Origin of the sequence: Pseudomonas knackmussii B13, from assembly GCF_000689415.1 — a bacterium.
Taxonomy (GTDB): Bacteria; Pseudomonadota; Gammaproteobacteria; order Pseudomonadales; family Pseudomonadaceae; genus Pseudomonas; species Pseudomonas knackmussii.
In genome coordinates this window covers 2,155,454-2,172,955 of the sequence record NZ_HG322950.1, presented here as the reverse complement: position 1 = coordinate 2,172,955, position 17,502 = coordinate 2,155,454, and the positions used below count along the sequence as shown (strand labels likewise).

The following is a 17,502-nucleotide window of genomic DNA, read 5'->3' as shown; positions in this document are numbered from 1 at the left end:
GACAGCGCCGCCTAAATCACTAAAACGCATTAACCGTGCCCAACTCCCCGTTTCCTCGACGGGCTGCCAAGGGCCCCCTCGCAGGCACGCGGGCGCAAGCGTTCGGGCTTGCCTCGACAGGCGAGCGCGGCTGCCGACGAACGGCAGCCCACGCGCCTCCTCGATTCCCCGTTTTGCTCCCTTTTCCCCGTCCCACCCCTGGGGGTTTCACCCAACTTCGGGGACGAAGCCCCAGCCTCCCCACCCTCTTCCCCGAACCGCCCCGGTTCCCTGGCAACGCCTGTGGCACTAGGCGCTCAGCCCGTCCGCAAAAGCCTGGTACGGAAGTTGCCGAGGGCCTCATGAGCCGATCCGTTGCTGGGGCCGGCGCTGAGCTTGGTCCACTGCTGGAGGGAATTCACATGCATCGCATACCGTCCGCACTGCTGCTTTTCGCCATGACCACGGGAGGCACGCAGGCCGCGCTGTTCGACGTCGACCCCGGCCCCTACCTCGCACCGAACGGAAAATTCGCCGCCTGGTACCAGGACACCCACGGCCGCACGCTCGACCTCTGCCTGTCACGGGCGGTCAGCTCCCGCGTGCCCGGTGCGCCCGGCACTCCCTCGTACATGTGCGTGCTGCTGCCCAACCCCGGGGTGTACGACGACACCCAGCCGCTGAACTTCCCCACCAACTTCCCCGACGAGGCCTTCTGGTTCAGCGCCGACGCCACCCTGGTGGACGCCACCCGCGGCATCGACCTGACCTACGTGTCCGCCGTCGAGGCCGCCTTCGGCTCCGGGTTGCCGGCGGAAGGCGACCAACTGAGCTTCGCGCGCATCCGCATTCGCGTCGACGTGCCCACGGCCGGGATCTACACCATCACCCACCCCTACGGCGTGGATGTCTTCAACGTCCCCGCCGGTGGGCGCCGGGCGATCAACATGACCCGCGACATCGGCATAGGCGCGCCCATGACCTACACCGGCGCGCTGAAAGGCGACATCGGGCCATTCCTGCGCAGCCGCAACGGCCCCTACGTGGAAACCAACCCCGATACCGGCGCCCAGGAAACCTTCATCGGCGACCCCAACCTCACCGAAGCGGTCACCGGCAGCCCGTTCAACACCAACTACATCCGCATCGAGGGCCCCAACGGCCTGGACCTGCGCACCGATGTGTTCGCCGTGTCCGGCAAGCTCTCGGCGACCGTCCGGCCGGCCCCGCAGATCGTCCAGCGCGCCACCTACTCGCGGGAGAACGTCAACGGCCTGCCCAAGGCCCAGCAGGACGTCTTCACCCTCGCCCCGCCGCCGCCCGGGACCGCCAGCTTCCTCGACAGTGCCGGGGCGAGCGTCGCCATGACCGAGGCCAACGGCACCGGCAACTGGTACGGCCAGTCCGGCGGCAACCCGATCCTGCCGGCGCAGGTGCAGATCACGGCCAACAACAGCGTGGCCATCCCGGCAAGCACCCCGACCACCCACGCCCAGCCGCTGGTGGACCTGGTCAGCATCCAGCGGGCCACGTACAGCATCGCCTCCGGCCAACTGACCATCGAAGCCAGCACCAGCGACAAGATCTCGCCGCCGGCATTGACCGCGGTGGCCGGGGAAAGCGGCGCCAGCATCGGCAGCCTGACCGGCGACGGCCCGGCGAAGAGCCTGAGCACCGGCATCTCGCCGATCCCGCCGGCGACCGTGCGGGTGATCTCCGCCAATGGCGGCAGCGATAGCGAAGAAGTGGAACTGGTCCCCTGACCGCCCCTACCGACCTCAGCCAGGAGGCAACATGAACAAGTGGCCACGCATTCTCAGCGCCCTGGGTCTGACCCTGGGCCTAGCCAGCGCCGCCGACGCCGCCCTCACGGCAGTCGACCCGGGGCCTTACACCCTCGCGACCGGGCGCTTCCCCATGTGGTACCAGGACGCCAACGACCGCAAGCTCGAGCTGTGCCAGTCGCGCGCACTCAGCTCGCGGGTCGCCTCCGCCCCCGGTGCCCCTTCCTACATGTGCACGCTGCTGCCGGAGCCGGGTGTCTTCGACGATACCCAGCCGATGGTGTTCCCCGACAACTGGCCGCCGGAGATGTTCTGGTTCCTCGCCGAGGCGACCATTCCGGCAGTGGGCAACAGCGGTTATGAACTGGATGCCTACGTTGCCGGCATCGAGGCCGCCTTCGCCAACGAGAACCCGGTGGACGGCGACCAGCAGAGCTTCGCGCGCATCCGCATCCGCGTCTCGGTACCGCAGGCCGGCACCTACACCATCACCCACCCGTATGGGGTCGAGACAGTCGACGTCACCACGCCCGGACGGCGCGCCATCAATATCACCCGCGACATCGGCATAGGCGCACCGGGCAACTTCTCCGGCGCCCTCGCCGGCCAGGTCGGCCCCTGGCTGCAAAGCGCCAACGGCCCGTACGTGGAGATCAACCCGGACACCGGCGCCAGCGAAACCTTCGTCGGCGACCCGAACCTCACCGAGCCGGTAATCGGCAGCCCGAACCAGACCAACTTCGTGCGCATCGACGGCCCGGCCGGGACCATCCAGACCAACCTGTTCACCCTCTCCGGCAAGCTCTACGACGAGCGCCAGCAGACTGCCGTGGAGATCCAGCGCAGCAGCTATGCCCGCACCTCGGCAGGCATCCGCTACGAGCTCTTCGCCAGTGCGCCTAACACCGCTGCCCTGTGCATGCGCGATACCCTCGCCCTGGTCCCCGGCACACCGCCCTCGCCTTGCCAGGTGAGCCTGATCAGCGACAACAACGGCCGTTTCTTCGCCAAGCACGACAGCACCGGCGCGCTGCCGCCGTTCCTGGTGGTCACCGCCAGCGACCCGAGCGGGACGACCAAGCCGACGTCGATTTCGCGCAAGCTCGTCGACCTGGTGAAGATCAGCAATGCGACCTACTCCTGGGACACCCACAAGCTCACCGTGACCGCCAGTTCCAGTGACCAGGTGGCGATTCCCGACCTGGTCGCCGAAGGCTTCGGCCGGCTGTCGAAGAGCGGCACCCAGCAGACCCTGACGGTCAGCGACCTGACGCAGCCGCCGGCGAGCGTCACCGTCAAGTCGTCCGCAGGCGGCAGCGACCACGAACCGGTCAGCGTCGTCGGCCATGGTCCCGGCCAGCCGGACAACCTGCCGCCGCGCGCCGTCGCCGACAGCGCCAGCACCGCCTTCAACACCCCGGTGCAGATCAACCTGCTGGGCAACGACAGCGATCCGGACAACAACACCCCGTTGACCGTCGTCGACCTGGTGCAACCGGCCGCCGGTACCGGCACCGTCACCCTCGGCGCCAACGGCGTGGCTACCTTCACGCCGCCGACGGGCGTCATCACCGCGCTCACTTCGGTGTTCAGCTATCGCGCCCAGGATGCCCTCGGCATGCGTTCGGAGCCGGCCACGGTGACCGTCAGCGTCGCCGCCGACCAGGTGCCGCTCGCCGGCAACGACAGCGGCACGGTCAACGTCGGGCAGACCCTGACCCTCAACGTGCTGGCCAACGACAGCGATCCGGACGGCCACAACCCGCTGAGCGTCGCCAACCTGACGCAACCGGCGACCGGCCAGGGCAGCGTGACCACCAACGGCACCAGCATCACCTACACGCCGCCGCTCAACCTGCTCACGCCGCTCAACGTCAGCTTCACCTACCAGGCCCGCGACGCCTTCGGCGCGCTGTCCGCACCGGCCACGGTGAGCATCCAGGTGACCCCGCTGACGCTGCCGGAAAACCTGGTGATCAGCGCCGCCACCGTCACCGTGCGCGCCGGCAACCGCCTCACCTGGGACATCAGCGGCACCACCTCGGCGGTCGTCGGCAACAGCATGCGGGTGACCGTGACCACGCCGACCGGACCGGTACTGCTGGGCACCGCCACGGTGCCGATCACCGGGCGCTGGCGGCTCAACCTGACGACCACCACGGTCACCATTGGCGCCAGCCCAAGCGTGGAAGTCCGCTCGGTGCTAGGCAACGTGCGCACCGCAACGGTCACCGTGCAGTGAAAGCGAGGTCCCGTCCCCTCGGGGCGGGACCTTCCCGACAGGAGAACGCCATGCATCCGTTCGGCTTCCTGGTCCTGGCCACCGCGCTGCTCGCCGGCGCGGCCATGGCCGACGACCTGCAGGACAACGCCGACCTGGCCAGCACCGGCGACCTGGGCGACCCGCTGCCGCTGGTGGCACCGCCCGGGCAACTGGCGGCGACCAGCCAGAACGGCACCGCCAACGCGGCGCGCGTGCAGCAGGACGGCCAGTCGTTGCTCGGGCGCATCGTCCAGGCCGGCAGCGCGCAGGAAGCCTGGATTCTCCAGCAAGGCAACAACCTGATGGCCTCCATAGACCAGCAGGGATATGGCAACAGCGCCGGCATCGTCCAGCGCGGCAGCGACAACCGGGCGCAGATCAGCCAGTACGGCAATGCCAACAGCGCGCTGATCGAACAGACCGGAAGCGGCCTGGACAGCAGCATCGCCCAGGCCGGAAACGGCCAGAGCGTAACGGTCCGGCAGTTCCACTAGCACACAAGAACCTCGAATGAAGGGAGCCATCATCATGTTCAGACTCACCCCCATCAGCGCAGCCCTGCTGCTGCTCGCCGCGGGCCAGGCGATGGCCGACGACAGCAGCGCCAACCAGGTCCAGAACGGCGAGCAGAACATCGCCAACGTCAGCCAGAAACAGGCCAGCTGGAGCACCGCCAACCAGACCCAGACCGGGACCGGCAACGACGCCATGGCCGTACAGCAGGAGTCCACCGGCAGCATCGTGCAGAGCCTGTCCGGCGACCACAACGCCGCCTACGGCGAGCAGAACTACGGCGAGATCAACAGCAGCATCAACCAGCAGGGCAACGGCGACTGGAACGACAACTTCGCCAGCCAGTACTACGGCAGCGACAACCAGGCATTGCAGATCCAGGACGGCAGCCGCAGCTTCTCGATGGTCTACCAGGAAGGCCAGGTCGGCAGCCAGGGCACCACCCAGCAATCGGGCGGCAACCACGAGGCCAACATCGAGCAGATCGGCTTCGGCGAAGGCAACCGCGCCCTGATCATCCAGAGCGGCGACGCCAACCGCGGCTCGATCAAGCAGTCGGACCAGATCAGCGGGCACCAGGAGGTGTACCAGCAAGGCTCGAGCAACACCGCCAACGGCTGGCAGAACCTCGGTCTCGGCGGCACCGTGCTGTTCAACCAGGCCGGCGACAACAACTACGCCGAGGTCTGGCAGGACAGCCAGGACAGCAGCCAGGCCAGCATCGCCCAGTTCGGCTCGACCAACGAAGCGGTGATCGACCAGAGCTTCGGCATGGCCATGGACCCGTACGGCGTCGGCAACGTCGCCAGCATCAACCAGTCCGGCGACCGCAACGCCGCCTGGGCCGACCAGTACGAATCCAAGGGCTCCAACACCGCGCTGTACCAGAACGGCACGGACAACCTGCAGCTGACCTACCAGACCGGCAGCGGCCACAGCCTGGTGGTCACCTCCAACGGCACCGGCAACAAGGTCTACATGAGCGACTGGCAAGGCGCCCGCCGTGGCGGCCAGTCCGGCCAGGGCAACAACGCCGCCATCGCGCAGAACGGCGGCGGAAACGTGGCCCAGGTGAAGCAGCAGGACACCGGCAACAAGACCCAGCTGACCCAGAACGGCACCAACAACGACCTCAACGTCAGCCAGGCGGAAAGCTACAACGAGCTGTACTTCGAGCAGAACGGCAGCGACAACATCCTCGTCGCCGACCAGCGCGGCACCGGAAACTACGCCACCGGCACCAGCAACGGCGACTTCAACAAGGTCGAACTCGACCAGTCCGGCGCCGGCAACCAGGCCTACGTCAACCAGCTCTACGGCGACCACAACCTGGCCAGCGTGACCCAGACCGACGGCGTCAACCTCGCCTACATCACCCAGGGCGGCACGGCCAACCAGGCCACTGTCAGCCAGGCTGGCGTGAACATGAACGCCAACGTGCAGCAGTTCGGCACCGGCAACCAGTCGACCATTACCCAGCAATAGACAAACGAAGCCCTTTGACCGCCTCGCCAACCCCAGGGCCAGGCGGTCTTTTTTTGCCCGCACTCACCACACGGTGTTTCGCCCTGTAGGAGATTCTATGTCAATGACGGCTCCTGCTTTGGAGGCTGGTAGCTGGTCTGGGATTGCATCAGGGCAAAGGCAATTCGGGCCAATTTGCGGGCGAGGATAGTCAGGGCCTCGATCTTCTTCAGGCCGCGCGCCAGGTAGCTTTGGTAAAGGGCCTGCCAGCGCTGCGTGCGCGCTGCCGCCATGGCCGCGTTGTGGAGCAGCCGACGGATTTCAGGATCCCCTTGCTTGGTCAGCTTTCGACGGCCGCTATAGCGGCCGGACTCCTTGAGCCGCACATCCAATCCGATAAAGGCGATGAAGGCATCGCTATTGCGAAAACGTCCTCGCAGAAATGCCAGGTTCAGGGCCGCTGCCGTCAGCGGTCCGATCCCTTCGATGGCCTGGCAGCGCTTGCTTTGCTCCATTAGGCCAGCCTCTCGCAGCGCCTGTTGAATCTCTTTCTCCAGGCGTGACTCCAGTGTGGCCATTTGCTTGAGAACAGGCTTTAGCGCCTTGGCCAGGGAGCGATCCTGGGAAAAGCTCTGGCGCAACGAGATGGCGCTACGGACCAGTGCAGCACGCCGATGCAGCAGTGTCTGCAGGCGGCAGTAGGCCTTGCTCGGCGGCTGCCAAGGCTCCAGTTGCGCTTGTTCGTGGGTCAGGTAACGGGCCAGCAGCAGGGCATCGCTGCGATCATCCTTGTTTCGCCCACCAATCCCCTTGCGGTAGTTGCTCAGGCGAAAGCCATTGATGACGTAGATCCGATGTCCCCGCGCATGCGCCAGGGTCGCAACATCCATGTGATAGGTGCTGGTCGCTTCGATCGCGATGGCGCAGCAGGGAGGGAGGGTTTTCAGCCAGGCCTTGATAGTGCGGACGTCATTGGCCAGTTCGAATACCTCGCCCGAGCGTGTATCGCAGAGGCTCAGCGACTCCTTGGCGACATCGATACCGATAACCGGAACTTGGCTTGTCATGGGGTTCTCCGACAGTGAAGATGGTCCAACCTGTCGGGAGCTCACATTGGCGCAGGCTTGCCGGTATTGTCGGTTTGAGCGGCTACTCAATCCGATGGATTCCTTATCGGCGCTTGTCGTGAGCGGGTGGGTGGGGGAAGTCTCCTACCGTCTGGCTTGCAGAAGCGGATCTTGTCCCTCCACACCCCGACAGGTTCCTACCCTAACGCCATACAAGCGGATCTCATCCGCGAATGGCGTTGCACGGTGCATCCGCTCGTACATATCCGTGCCACCCCTACCATCCTCGTCTTCCCCGCGAACGCGTAGGCCGTTTGCGGGCTGATTCCGAAACGTCGGCAAAGCTCTCGCTTGTTGCTGTCGGGCTGTAAGGCTAGGGCAATGAATTCCTCTTTCAGGCTCATGGTGTCTCTCGTGTTCCAGGGCATGGCGTGGATTCCCGACAAGGCTGCTCGCCGGAAAGTGTCAACCATGTCCCCGCACACCTGTCAGCTATGTCCCCGGTCCGTACATGGCGTTTGACAAAAGGGACTCGCCGAGAGGCGAAACAAGATGCATCCGAACACGCCGAAGCGGCGCGCCACACCAAGCAAGACGTCTCTGGATCCCCGCGTTCGCGGGGAAGACGAGGAAGGGAAGCGCGGTGTCTGAGGCGTAAGGCTGTAGGAGCGGACCTTGTCCACGAAGGATCGCGGACAAGGTCCGCTCCTGCGGGGATGCACCGTGCCGAGACATCGCGGATGAGATCCGTTCCTACAGGGAGAGACCGTGTCGGGAATTCGCGGATGCGAGGGCGAATCACTGCGTCCCCCCCTCCCCTTGCAGGCTCGTCTGGTACTGCCCCACGTACTTCGGCAGCGAGCTGCCGTCCTTCTGCGACTCGTCCGCCACCTGCCACAGGTGGCGTTCGATGCCCTGGGCTACCAGGTGCGCCACCGCCGCCTCGATGGCCGAGAGCACGCACAGCTGCGCCGGCTCGTTGGTGGTGTAGCCCACCTCGGCTTCGAGCAGTTTGCGGAACTCGATGAACTTGAACACGCTCGCGCTCTGGGCGAAGGAATAGATGGTCTTGCTGGTCATCACGTTGGCCAGCACCTGGCCGCTGCGCACGTCCACCGCGCGCAGGTTCACCGAGACCTGGTCGATGCGGTACTCGATCGAGGTGCCGATGCCCAGGTAGCGGGCGCCGTCGCCGCCGGTGCGGATGTTGGTGTCGTAGGCGATGATGCCGCCCTCGAGCATCACGTTGGCCGCCTGCAGCGGCGGCAGTTCGGCCTGGATGTTCGCCGGCGTGTTGGGTTTCTTCTGCGAGGCGCGGATGATCTTGCGCTCGGTCAGCAGGTTCTGCAGGCCCTCGCGTTCGAGGACCATGAACCAGCCGCTGGCTGCCAGCGAGTCCATCAGCATGCTCGCCGCGCCCTGGGTCACGCTGGTGGAGAAGGAACTGGCCGGGGTCGGCTTGTACTGCCCGGTCTGGTCGCGGAAGTTGTACACCGCGGCGACCAGCCGGCCCTTGGGCCGGGGCAGCTCGAGCAGGTCCTTGTAGGTGGAGGCCCGCGGGGTCAGCGTCGGGGTCTCCACGTCCTGTGTGGCCGGCATGGGCTCGCGCAATCCGCAGCCCGCCAGAGCGACCGCCAGCATCATTATCTTCAGTGCTGCGTTCATGGCCCGTCTCCCTGAATACTCGAATGCCTGGATGGCCCTACTGCTGCGGGCCCAGTCCGTTGACCTGGATTTCCGAGACCTCGCCGCTGACCTTGTCGGTGATCTGGATGCTCAGCGCCCCGGAGTCGTCGATGATGTCGATGAGGAAGGAATCGGTGCTCAGGCTGCCGGTGTTGCCGTTCTCGATGTTGGTCAGCAGCTGCGACAGCAGGCGCGACTCCAGCTGGCTGCTGAAGCGCTGCAGCGCCGTGGTGCCGGTGAAGGCCGAGCTTCTGCGGGCGTCGGGATCCTCATGGTCGTTCTGCGCCTGGGCGTTGTTCAGCAGCCAGGTGCCGTTGAGCGGGTTGCCGCCGAACGACGGGTTCACCGGCGTGTACACCAGTTCCGTGGCCTCGGCGCTGCCGAGCAGGAAAAGCAGGCTGGCGAGCGATAGCGTGCTGCGCTTCATAGTTCGTCCCTCTCGATGTCACTGGTGTCCTGGAGCAACATTTCCAGGCGTTGACGGACCACCGCCTCGGCCACCTGGTTGGCGGCGGCGTAGGCAACGGGCTTGAGTTCGGCGGTGTTCGGCGGCAGGAACTCGCGGTACACCACGCGCTGCTGGTTCTCCACCCAGACCAGGCTGCCCCAGCGCGCCGACGGGCGTTCGCGCACCACCAGGTTGAAGTCCAGGGGCGTGCTGTCGCGCAGGCGTTCGCTGAAGTAGCGATAGAAGTCGTGGCCGATGTGGGAAATGGTTTCGTCGACGATGAAGCCCTTCATCTCGTCCTCGGCGTCGGCATGGGCCTGGCCGAGCGCGAGCACGCTCAGCAGCACGGCGAGCAGCAGGCGGCTCATTGTTCGTCCCCCCTGCCCGTGGCGATGCCGGCGTCGTTGCCCTCGAAGGCTTTCTCGGCGACGAAGCGCCAGTCGGCGTAGCTGCCCATGCCCTCGAACTCGCGCCATTGCTCGGGGAAGTTGGCGCGCAGCAGCGGCTGGCCGCCGGCCTGGCTGTAGATGCCGGCGATGCGGCCGTCGATGGTGCGCACCAGGCCCCAGTCGGTGCCGCCGGTCAGCGGGTCGGCGTAAAGCCTGCGCAGGTAGCGGCGCGGGGTCGGGAAGCGCGGGTCTTCGAGCAGGTCTTCCAGGCGCGCCGGGTACTGCGCCAGGCCCGGCGAGCTGCGGTAGTAGCCGCGCAGCGCCTGGGCGTACTGGCCACCGACCCAGAGCAGCTGGCGCTCGCGTTCGCGCTGGCCGCTGGTGGCCCAGAGCTGCCCGGTGGTAGCCAGCAGCGCGCCCATCAGCGTGACCACGAAGAGCACGCCGAGGAAGCTGAAGCCGCGCTCACCACTGCCCATACTGGCTGCCATCGCGCGCCCTCCCGCTTGCCCCGCTCTTCACGTCGGCCACGCTGCCGGCCACGCCGTCCGGCGGCGGCAGGGTCACCCAGAGGTCGTTGCGCTCGGTGATCGGGTCCACCGGCAGGCTGCGCAGGTAGCGCTGGCTGACCAGCTCGTCGAGGCTCTCCGGGTAGTGCCCGGTGTCGCCGTAGAAGTGGTCCAGCGCCTCGCGCATCACCGCCAGGCTCTGCCGCAGGGTGGTCTCCTTCGACTGCTCCAGGCTGTTGAAATAGCGCGGCACGGCGATGGTCATCAGGGTGGCGACGATGGCCATGACCACCAGCAGCTCGATGAGGGTGAAACCGCGCGCGCGAGTCATCTTCACCACTCCTTGTAGGCGATGCCGTTGAGGCCCTTGCCGCGGGCCAGGGAGTACACGTCGAAGACGTCCTCGCCCTCGCGCGGGTCGTCCGCGGGGCTGGCGTAGGAGCGCAGGCCCCACTGCTCGCTGGGGTCGCGGCGCGGGTCGGCCAGCGGGTCGAGCGGAATGCGCCGCAGGAAGTACAGCTTGGCGCCCTTCACGCTGCGCACGTCGCGCACGCCGTCGACCAGCACCTTGAGGTCCGGCGGATAGCCGCTGGCGGTCGCCGATTTCTCGATACGCCCGGCGTCGGCGGCGCGCTTGTAGGCGTCGATGGCATCGCGGATCTGGTAGAGCGCAGTGCGCAGCTCCTGCTCCTTGCCGCGGCGCACCAGGGTCTCGCCCAGGGGCGCGGCCATGCTCGCCAGCAGGCCGATGATGGCCAGGGTGATGACCACCTCGATCAGGGTGAAGCCCTGCCCGCGCCGCGCGTTCACCGCCCCACCTCGACATGCACCTCGGGCGCGGCGGCCAGCGGCGGGCGCTCGGCCGGCAGCGCCATGGCCGAATCGTCGCGGGTGTCCAGCGGGCGCATCTGCATGCTGCTCTCGGTGCCGGTGGAGAACTCCATGTCGTCCGGGCTCTGGTACGGCAAGTTGCGCACGATGCGCGGGGTGATCGAGAGCACCAGCTCGGACTTGCCGTAGGTGTCCTTGTTGCTGCCGAACAGCCGGCCGACGCCGGGAAGGTCGCCCAGGCCCGGGATCTTGTTGCCGGTGGCCGCGTGGTCGTTGCGCATCAGCCCGGCGAGGATCTGCGTCTCGCCGTCGTGCAGGCGCAGGGTGGTGATGGCGTTGCGGGTGTCGACCTGGACCGGGATGGTGCCCTGCTGGGTCGGCGGCAGCGACGTGGCGTTGCTCACCTCGAGGGCGATCTTGATCGCCACTTCGTTGTTCAGGTGGACGATGGGCGTCACCTCCAGCTTCAGGCCCACGTCCAGGTAGGTGATGCTCTCGGTGATCACCGGGCCCTGGGTCGAGGGCATCGAGGTCGCGCTGATCACCGGCACCCGCTGGCCGATGTGGATGCGCGCCTGCTCGCGGTTGCTGACGCGGATCACCGGGCTCGCCAGGGTGTTCACGTCGTTGTCCTGGGCGTTGATCTTCAGCTGCGGCGACGGCGAGATGGTGATGCGGCTGGCGTCGATGCCCTTGAGCTGGTCGAGGATGGTCACCGCGCTGCCGTCGTCGTTGACCACGCCGAAGGTGTTCGGCCACTGCAGGCCGAGGTCGAGGATGCGCTGGCGGGCCACTTCCAGCACCTCCACCTCCAGTACCACCTCGGGGTTGGACTGGTCCTGCGCCTGCAGCAGCTTCTCGGCCATGCGGATGGCGTCGGGGCTGTCGCGCATGCTCAGGGTGTTGAGGCGTTCGTCGACGAACACATCGCGGGTCTTGAGCATGGTCTTGAGCAGGTTCATCGCGGTGTTGGCGTCGATGTTGGTCAGGTAGAAGGTGCGCATCACCAGGTCCTGGTAATCCTTCAGCTTCTGCGGCGAGTCCGGATAGATGAGCACGGTGTTGTCGTTCACCATCTTCTGGTGCAGCTGGTTCTGCTGCAGCAGCAGGCCGACGGCGTCCTCGACGCGCACCTGGCGCACGAAGATGGTCGCCTTCAGATCCGGGCGCACGTCCTTGTCGAAGATGAAGTTCAGCCCCGCCGCGCGCGACAGCACCTCGAAGATCATCTTCAGGCTGGCGTCGCGGAACTCCAGGGTCACCGGGCGATCCAGGCGCGAGCGCAGCTGCGGGTAGAGGCTGGCGTTGCGGCCGCGGATGGCTTCTATGTTGCGCTGCAATTCGGCGGCGTCGAGGTTGCCCGGATCGAGGGCGAGCATCGCCCGCACCCGGCGCTCGGCGCCGGCCAGGTCGCCACGGCGCAGGTCGGTCTGGCCCTGGACCAGCATGGCGCCGATGTTGCGCAGCTGCTCCAGCTCGCGCAGCCCTTCCTGGGCGCGGCTGTTGGTCGGTTCGATGCGCAGCGCGCGCTGGTAGCCGTTGTGCGCCGAGGTGAAGTCGCGCTGGGCGCGGTCGAGGTCGGCCTGGGCCAGGAGCATCTTCACCGAGCGCGCACGGGCGGTGTTCAGGGTGATCTTGCGCTCGGGGTCCTGCGGGTCGTCCTCGACCGCCTGCTGCAGGCGCGCCAGGCCCGCTTCGTACTTGCCGTCCTCGATCAGCAGCAGGCCCTGGTCGCGCGCCAGGTTGGCGGCGCAGGCACACAGCAGCAGACAGCCCAGCAGGGCCAGCCAACGAGTCCTCATGGTGTTTCCTCCATGACCAGCGACTGCGCCGTCTTCAGCGGCAGGTAGACCAGGGTCAGGCGGTCGTCGCCGATGCCCTCGACCCGGTAGGTGTCATCGATCACATCGCCCTTGCGGACGATCAGCACGCGCTCGCCCTCGCGCAGGAACACCTGGCGATCGCGGGCATCGTCCATCCGCCCGAGGAACTGGAACGGCAGCGCCGGCGCGCTCGGCGGTGGGGGCGCGACCGCAGCTGCAGCGGCGGCCAGGGCTGCGGCGCTGGGTGGCGGCGGCGCCTTGCGCCAGCTCTGCACCGGGAACAGGTCCGGGCCGGGCTGCCAGTTCACGGCGACAGCGGGCGCGGCGGAAGCAGCGCTCGCCTTGGCAGCGGCCGGCGCGGTTTTCGGGGTCGCCTGTTGCGCGGGCTCGGGGCGCACCGCCAGCGTCGGCTCGGCGTCGCCGAAGAACTCCGGCCCCAGCGCCAGGGCACCGGCACCGCCGAGGAAAAGCATCCAGAACAGCAGGCGCCGGTTCATCACGACCTCGACAAGTAAAGGGTCATACGGATGCGTCCGCTCAGCTGCGCATCGGCGATGCGCTTGCGTTGCAGGTCGAGGTCTTCCAGCACCAGCGCCGGCAGCTCACGGCCGACGGCGTGGAGGAAGCGCCGCAGCTGGGCGTAGCTGCCGCTGACCGGCAGGACGATCTGGTAGCGCGCCAGGCGGGTTTGCGGGTCTATGCCCAGGGCGTACTCGCCGCGCGCCAGGGTGATGTGCTCACGCCCGGCGAGGACGTAGATGCGGTCCAGTGCCTGGGTGGCCTGCAGCTGCGCCGGGAGGCGCTGATGGAAGTCGTCGAGCTGGCGTCCGGGCAGCGCCTGGGCCGGCGCCGGGGCGATACCGCGTTCCACGTCGCGCAGCAGGCGTTCGGCCTGCTGGCTGCGGTCGGCCAGTTCCGCGTCGGTGCGCCAGGCCGGCCACAACCCGGCGAGGGCGTAGAGCAGGCTGGCGAGGATCAGCCCGGCGCCGGCCAGCGCAGGCCAGCCGAATGCGCGCAGGCGCTCCTGGAGCAGCAGGCTATGGACGCGCATCGCCCACCTCCCAGGTCGCCAGCAGGTTGAACAGGATCGGCCGCTCGGGCTGCTTGACCTTGACCTCGTGGTTGAGCAGCGACACATCGCTCAGCTCGGCGCTGGCTTCCAGGCGCTGGTGGAAGGCCAGCATGGCTTCCAGGTCGCGCGCCTCGGCGGTGATGCGCACCTGGCCCTTGCGGGCGTCCGGGGCCAGGGCCAGCAGGGCGATGTCCTCGCGCGGCAGCGTCTCGAGCATGCCGAACAGCTGCTCCCAGGGCCGCCGCAGCTGCGCCGAAACGCGCTTCATCTCGGCCAGCGCGGCCTGCTGCGCACGGCTGTCGGCGGCGGACAGCGGCGCGGACATGGAATCGCCGCCATTGAGCCGCCGCTCGCTGTGCTGCAGGCGCTGCTCGTGCCCTTGCGAGCGATGCTGCAGCCAGAAGCCGGCGCTGCCCACGCTGAGCACCACGAGCACGCCCAGCGCCAGGGTCGCCCAGGCGGCCAGGGCGGGCCGGCGCGGTTGGAAATCCAGGGCCAGGGCGCGCATCTCAGTGCACCGTCCGCGCCATCAGCAGGCGCACGTCCCAGTCGGCGCCCGGGGCGGTTTCGGCGAGCACGCGGAACAGCCCCTCCAGTTGCGGCACCTGCCGGCGGCCCGGCGCGTGCAGGTACAGCGGCAGGCGGTCGGCGCCCTCCTCCATCAGCCGGCGCTGGCGCTGCAGCAGTGCCGCGAGTTCCTCGTCGCCATCGCCAGTGCCCTGGCTGAAGACCCGCAGCCATTGGCCCTCGCGCGCCACCAGGCCGGTGCTGCGCTCGGGCTCGGCGACCAGGAAGATGAAATCGTCGCCCTGCAGCTGCCCACGGTAGTGATTGAAGGCGGCCATCACGTACGGCTGTACCGAGACCAACCGCAAGCCATGGGCATCGGTCAGCCCGCGCAGGCGTTCGAGCAGCGCTTGCGGCAGAGCCGCAGCCAGGCGCGGCAAGCCGTGGGGCTCGGCGCTGACGCTGAGCTGCCAGGCCATTTCGCTGCTGCCGAAGATGCGCTCCAGGCAGGCGCCGGCGTATTCCAGCAGCTCGGCCGGGCTGCCGATGTCCTCGCACCAGGGCACCCGGCAGAAGCGGCAGTATTGGCTGGAAAGCACCACCCAGAGGTCGGCGCGGACGCGGCGCTGCTCGCCGAGCAGGCCGTCCAGGGCGTCCAGTGCCGAGCTCCAGCCGCCGATGCAGGCGACGTCGCCCAGCCAATCCAGGCCCCGGCTGCCGCGCCGGTACAGGCCGACGCCGGAAGCGCCGAGCACGGCCACGTATCGCTCACGCCACGAAAGTGACACGGTTGATCTCCTCGAGCGTCGTGCGCCCTTCGCGTACCAGTTCCAGGGCGGAGGCGCGCAGCAGGCGCAGGCCACGGCTGCAGGCCAGCTCGCGGATGCGCGAGATCGGCTGGCGCTCGACGATCATCTGCCGCAGGTCGTCGTCCAGGCGCAGCAACTCGGCGATGGCCGTGCGCCCGCGGTAGCCGCTGCCCCGGCAGCGGCCGCCGCCGGCGGCGCGGACGAAGCGGTGGTCCTGCAGCGCGCGGGCATCGAGGCCGGCTTCGCGCAGTTCGGCCAGGGTCGGCGTGTAGGGCTGCGCGCAGTCCGGGCAGGCCTGGCGCACCAGGCGCTGGGCGAGCACGGCGTTGAGCGCGGAAACGAAGCTGTACGGGTCGACCTCCATCTGCGTGAAGCGGCCGATGACGTCGAAGACGTTGTTGGCGTGGATGGTGGTGAACACCAGGTGCCCGGTGAGCGCGGACTGCACGGCGATCTGCGCGGTGTCCGGGTCGCGGATCTCGCCGACCATGATCTTGTCCGGGTCGTGGCGCAGGATCGAACGCAGGCCGCGGGCGAAGGTCAGGCCCTTCTTCTCGTTCACCGGGATCTGCAGCACGCCCGGCAACTGGTACTCCACCGGGTCCTCGATGGTGATGATCTTGTCCACGCCGTGGTTGATCTCGGTGATCATCGCGTACAGCGTGGTGGTCTTGCCGCTGCCGGTGGGGCCGGTCACCAGCACCATGCCGTAGGGCTCGCAGGCCAGCCGGCGCAGCGCCACCAGGGTCTCGTCGGCGAAGCCCAGGGCCTCCAGGCGCACGCCCTGCACGCGGTCGGCCAGGTCCTGCTTGTCGAGCACGCGCAGCACCGCGTCCTCGCCGAAGATGCTCGGCATGATCGACACGCGGAAGTCGATCTGCCGGCCGTTGATGGCGATCTTGAAGCGGCCGTCCTGGGGCACGCGCTTCTCGCCGATGTCCAGTTCGGCCATCACCTTCACCCGCGACAGCACCTGGTCGGCGAGCTCCTGGCCGGCCACCTTGCCGATGGCGGCGAGCACGCCGTCGACCCGGTACTTGATGGCCAGGCCGCTGCCGGTCATGCCCAGGTGGATGTCGCTGGCGTGCATCTTCAGCGCGTCGTAGAGCGTCGAGTTGACCAGCTTGATGACCACGCTGGAGTCCTCGGCGATGCTGGTCAGCGACAGCGATTCGAGGCTCTCGTGCTCACCGCCGGCACCGGCTTCGGCCTGCAAGGAGGCAACGGCGTGGAAGCCCTCCTCGTGCTTGGCGAGGAAGGCACGCAGGTCGTCGGCCAGCACCAGGTACAGGGGGGCGCCTTGCAGGCACTCGTCGATCCAGGCCAGGCGGGCGTCGTCGAAGGGGTCGGCGAATACGCCGATGTCGCGCTCGCCGTGGCGCAGCATGACGAACTCGCGCTTGAGCGCCTGGGCGAGGCTCACGCGCTCGAACAGCGGGGTCGCGGCGAACAGCGCCGCGCCATCGAGAACCGGGTAATGCAAGGTAGCGCCGAGGCTGGCGAGGAAGGCCTCGGCGGGCAGGCCTGCCAGGGCCTGCAGGGCTTCCAGGGAAGATTCGTCGTGGCTCGCCGCGCGTTGCCGGGCGGCATGCAACAGCTCGTCCGCGAATGCCTGCGGCGGCACAGGAGCCACCGCGACCACCGCCTCGACCGCCAGCGAGAGACTGTCCATGGGCGGACCTCCTGGTCCCTGGAACAATCGTTCACCGGCAAAGCCCCGGCCTTCGGCCGGCTATCCGTTCGCCCCTCAGGGCTTGCGGGTGTTCTCTCCACTGGCCAACGGATCGTCGTCCTTGCCCTGTTCCGGTGACGTCGCCTGTCGGCGGTCACCCAGGACCCAACTGCCGTCGTACAGCCGCAGAGGGAATGACTCTGCCTTCACCCGGCGCCGCTCGACGAACCCGTTCTGCTTATCGACCCGTCCCTGGTTGGGAACCTGGAGTAATTCGAGGACCGTACGGGCCAGTTCCGCCAGCGGGAAAGGCTTGAACAGGATGTGGCTGATCCCCAGTTGCGCCGCCCGGTCCCGGACCTGACTGGTCGGGTGGCCGGTGATCAGCACGCAGTGGCAGCTCCTGTCGCGGCGGATGGCTTCCAGTACCTCGAACCCCTCCATGTCGGGCAGACGGTAGTCGAGCACGATCAGGTCCGGCTGGAAGCTCGCGGCAGCGGCGATCGCGGATGCGCCATCGTTGCTGACGTGGACTTCCAGGCACTTCGCCTCGAGGAAATTGCCGAGGTTCTGCGCAAGGATCACTTCGTCTTCGACCACCAATACTTTGTTCGCCAAGGTGGACTCCTGCTAGCCGTACAACTTTTCAGCAAAGCCTGGAGCGCGCCTCGATTGGGCTAACGCAC

The 17,502-nt window shown here is 67.7% G+C and carries 18 protein-coding genes and 1 pseudogene; 4 read left to right on the top strand and 15 right to left on the bottom strand.

What is annotated here, in order from left to right; translation table 11 throughout:
• Positions 1–401 precede the first annotated feature (401 nt).
• Genes PKB_RS10305 through PKB_RS10290 form a run of 4 tightly spaced genes read left to right on the top strand, consistent with a single transcriptional unit; the run spans position 402 to position 6,024 of the window.
• On the top strand, positions 402–1,742 hold the full coding sequence (locus PKB_RS10305) for a hypothetical protein (protein ID WP_043251415.1): 1,341 nt from the start codon (positions 402–404) through the stop codon (positions 1,740–1,742).
• 31 nt (positions 1,743–1,773) lie between these two features.
• The gene (locus PKB_RS10300; protein ID WP_043251413.1) at positions 1,774–4,005 is read left to right on the top strand and encodes an Ig-like domain-containing protein; all 2,232 of its coding nucleotides are present in this window, start codon (positions 1,774–1,776) and stop codon (positions 4,003–4,005) included.
• Between the two features lie 50 nt (positions 4,006–4,055).
• Positions 4,056–4,520, top strand: a complete 465-nt coding sequence (locus tag PKB_RS10295) for a curlin (protein ID WP_043251411.1) — start codon at positions 4,056–4,058, stop codon at positions 4,518–4,520.
• A 34-nt stretch (positions 4,521–4,554) separates the two neighbouring features.
• On the top strand, positions 4,555–6,024 hold the full coding sequence (locus PKB_RS10290) for a hypothetical protein (protein ID WP_043257142.1): 1,470 nt from the start codon (positions 4,555–4,557) through the stop codon (positions 6,022–6,024).
• Between the two features lie 95 nt (positions 6,025–6,119).
• On the opposite strand, the gene PKB_RS10285 is transcribed toward PKB_RS10290, so the two are convergent.
• The 15 genes and pseudogenes from PKB_RS10285 to PKB_RS10220 all read right to left on the bottom strand — a co-directional run bounded on the left by PKB_RS10285 (position 6,120) and on the right by PKB_RS10220 (position 17,434).
• Positions 6,120–7,070: an IS110 family transposase gene (locus PKB_RS10285; protein ID WP_043248478.1), complete on the bottom strand. Its 951-nt coding sequence runs from the start codon at positions 7,068–7,070 to the stop codon at positions 6,120–6,122.
• 305 nt (positions 7,071–7,375) lie between these two features.
• A pseudogene (locus PKB_RS29970) lies at positions 7,376–7,498 on the bottom strand (IS481 family transposase); the annotation flags it as partial.
• Positions 7,499–7,868: 370 nt separating this feature from the next.
• Positions 7,869–8,735, bottom strand: coding sequence for a CsgG/HfaB family protein (locus PKB_RS10280; RefSeq protein WP_043251408.1), 867 nt, complete (start codon positions 8,733–8,735; stop codon positions 7,869–7,871).
• A 37-nt stretch (positions 8,736–8,772) separates the two neighbouring features.
• Complete coding sequence (locus PKB_RS10275) at positions 8,773–9,183, bottom strand: curli assembly protein CsgF (protein ID WP_043251406.1); 411 nt, start codon at positions 9,181–9,183, stop codon at positions 8,773–8,775.
• A complete protein-coding gene (csgE, locus tag PKB_RS10270) occupies positions 9,180–9,572 on the bottom strand; it encodes a curli production assembly/transport protein CsgE (protein ID WP_052355232.1) in 393 nt (130 codons plus the stop codon). The genes PKB_RS10275 and csgE overlap by 4 nt, the downstream gene beginning before the upstream one ends.
• Positions 9,569–10,084 (bottom strand): type II secretion system protein, encoded by a 516-nt coding sequence (locus tag PKB_RS10265; protein WP_043251404.1) that lies wholly within the window; start codon positions 10,082–10,084, stop codon positions 9,569–9,571. Before PKB_RS10265 ends, csgE begins: the two co-directional genes overlap by 4 nt.
• Complete coding sequence (locus PKB_RS10260) at positions 10,059–10,433, bottom strand: type II secretion system protein (RefSeq protein ID WP_043251402.1); 375 nt, start codon at positions 10,431–10,433, stop codon at positions 10,059–10,061. The genes PKB_RS10265 and PKB_RS10260 overlap by 26 nt, the downstream gene beginning before the upstream one ends.
• A 2-nt stretch (positions 10,434–10,435) precedes the next feature.
• Positions 10,436–10,912, bottom strand: coding sequence for a type II secretion system protein (locus tag PKB_RS10255; RefSeq protein WP_043251400.1), 477 nt, complete (start codon positions 10,910–10,912; stop codon positions 10,436–10,438).
• A complete protein-coding gene (locus PKB_RS10250; RefSeq protein WP_043251398.1) occupies positions 10,909–12,735 on the bottom strand; it encodes a type II secretion system protein GspD in 1,827 nt (608 codons plus the stop codon). Before PKB_RS10250 ends, PKB_RS10255 begins: the two co-directional genes overlap by 4 nt.
• On the bottom strand, positions 12,732–13,253 hold the full coding sequence (locus PKB_RS10245) for a hypothetical protein (RefSeq protein ID WP_043251397.1): 522 nt from the start codon (positions 13,251–13,253) through the stop codon (positions 12,732–12,734). Before PKB_RS10245 ends, PKB_RS10250 begins: the two co-directional genes overlap by 4 nt.
• A complete protein-coding gene (locus PKB_RS10240; protein WP_043251395.1) occupies positions 13,253–13,807 on the bottom strand; it encodes a GspMb/PilO family protein in 555 nt (184 codons plus the stop codon). The genes PKB_RS10245 and PKB_RS10240 overlap by 1 nt, the downstream gene beginning before the upstream one ends.
• Positions 13,794–14,336, bottom strand: a complete 543-nt coding sequence (locus PKB_RS10235) for a pilus assembly protein (protein ID WP_043251392.1) — start codon at positions 14,334–14,336, stop codon at positions 13,794–13,796. Before PKB_RS10235 ends, PKB_RS10240 begins: the two co-directional genes overlap by 14 nt.
• 1 nt (position 14,337) lies before the next feature.
• The gene (locus PKB_RS10230) at positions 14,338–15,123 is read right to left on the bottom strand and encodes a hypothetical protein (protein ID WP_156958018.1); all 786 of its coding nucleotides are present in this window, start codon (positions 15,121–15,123) and stop codon (positions 14,338–14,340) included.
• Entirely contained in the window at positions 15,104–16,816 is a 1,713-nt protein-coding gene (locus PKB_RS10225) for a GspE/PulE family protein (RefSeq protein WP_043251389.1), read from the bottom strand. Before PKB_RS10225 ends, PKB_RS10230 begins: the two co-directional genes overlap by 20 nt.
• Before the next feature lie 75 nt (positions 16,817–16,891).
• Positions 16,892–17,434 carry a response regulator gene (locus PKB_RS10220; RefSeq protein ID WP_043251386.1) on the bottom strand — a complete coding sequence of 181 codons (543 nt, stop codon included), beginning with the start codon at positions 17,432–17,434 and terminating at the stop codon, positions 16,892–16,894.
• Between the last annotated feature and the right edge of the window lie 68 nt (positions 17,435–17,502).

Coding starts and splice junctions, on each gene's coding strand:
- PKB_RS10265 (WP_043251404.1), bottom strand. CDS start 10,084: ATGGCAGCCAGTATGGGCAGTGGTGAGCGCGGCTTCAGCTTCCTCGGC.
- PKB_RS10305 (WP_043251415.1), top strand. CDS start 402: ATGCATCGCATACCGTCCGCACTGCTGCTTTTCGCCATGACCACGGGA.
- PKB_RS10275 (WP_043251406.1), bottom strand. CDS start 9,183: ATGAAGCGCAGCACGCTATCGCTCGCCAGCCTGCTTTTCCTGCTCGGC.
- PKB_RS10300 (WP_043251413.1), top strand. CDS start 1,774: ATGAACAAGTGGCCACGCATTCTCAGCGCCCTGGGTCTGACCCTGGGC.
- PKB_RS10295 (WP_043251411.1), top strand. CDS start 4,056: ATGCATCCGTTCGGCTTCCTGGTCCTGGCCACCGCGCTGCTCGCCGGC.
- PKB_RS10245 (WP_043251397.1), bottom strand. CDS start 13,253: ATGAACCGGCGCCTGCTGTTCTGGATGCTTTTCCTCGGCGGTGCCGGT.
- csgE (WP_052355232.1), bottom strand. CDS start 9,572: ATGAGCCGCCTGCTGCTCGCCGTGCTGCTGAGCGTGCTCGCGCTCGGC.
- PKB_RS10280 (WP_043251408.1), bottom strand. CDS start 8,735: ATGAACGCAGCACTGAAGATAATGATGCTGGCGGTCGCTCTGGCGGGC.
- PKB_RS10285 (WP_043248478.1), bottom strand. CDS start 7,070: ATGACAAGCCAAGTTCCGGTTATCGGTATCGATGTCGCCAAGGAGTCG.
- PKB_RS10235 (WP_043251392.1), bottom strand. CDS start 14,336: ATGCGCGCCCTGGCCCTGGATTTCCAACCGCGCCGGCCCGCCCTGGCC.
- PKB_RS10250 (WP_043251398.1), bottom strand. CDS start 12,735: ATGAGGACTCGTTGGCTGGCCCTGCTGGGCTGTCTGCTGCTGTGTGCC.
- PKB_RS10240 (WP_043251395.1), bottom strand. CDS start 13,807: ATGCGCGTCCATAGCCTGCTGCTCCAGGAGCGCCTGCGCGCATTCGGC.
- PKB_RS10225 (WP_043251389.1), bottom strand. CDS start 16,816: ATGGACAGTCTCTCGCTGGCGGTCGAGGCGGTGGTCGCGGTGGCTCCT.
- PKB_RS10260 (WP_043251402.1), bottom strand. CDS start 10,433: ATGACTCGCGCGCGCGGTTTCACCCTCATCGAGCTGCTGGTGGTCATG.
- PKB_RS10290 (WP_043257142.1), top strand. CDS start 4,555: ATGTTCAGACTCACCCCCATCAGCGCAGCCCTGCTGCTGCTCGCCGCG.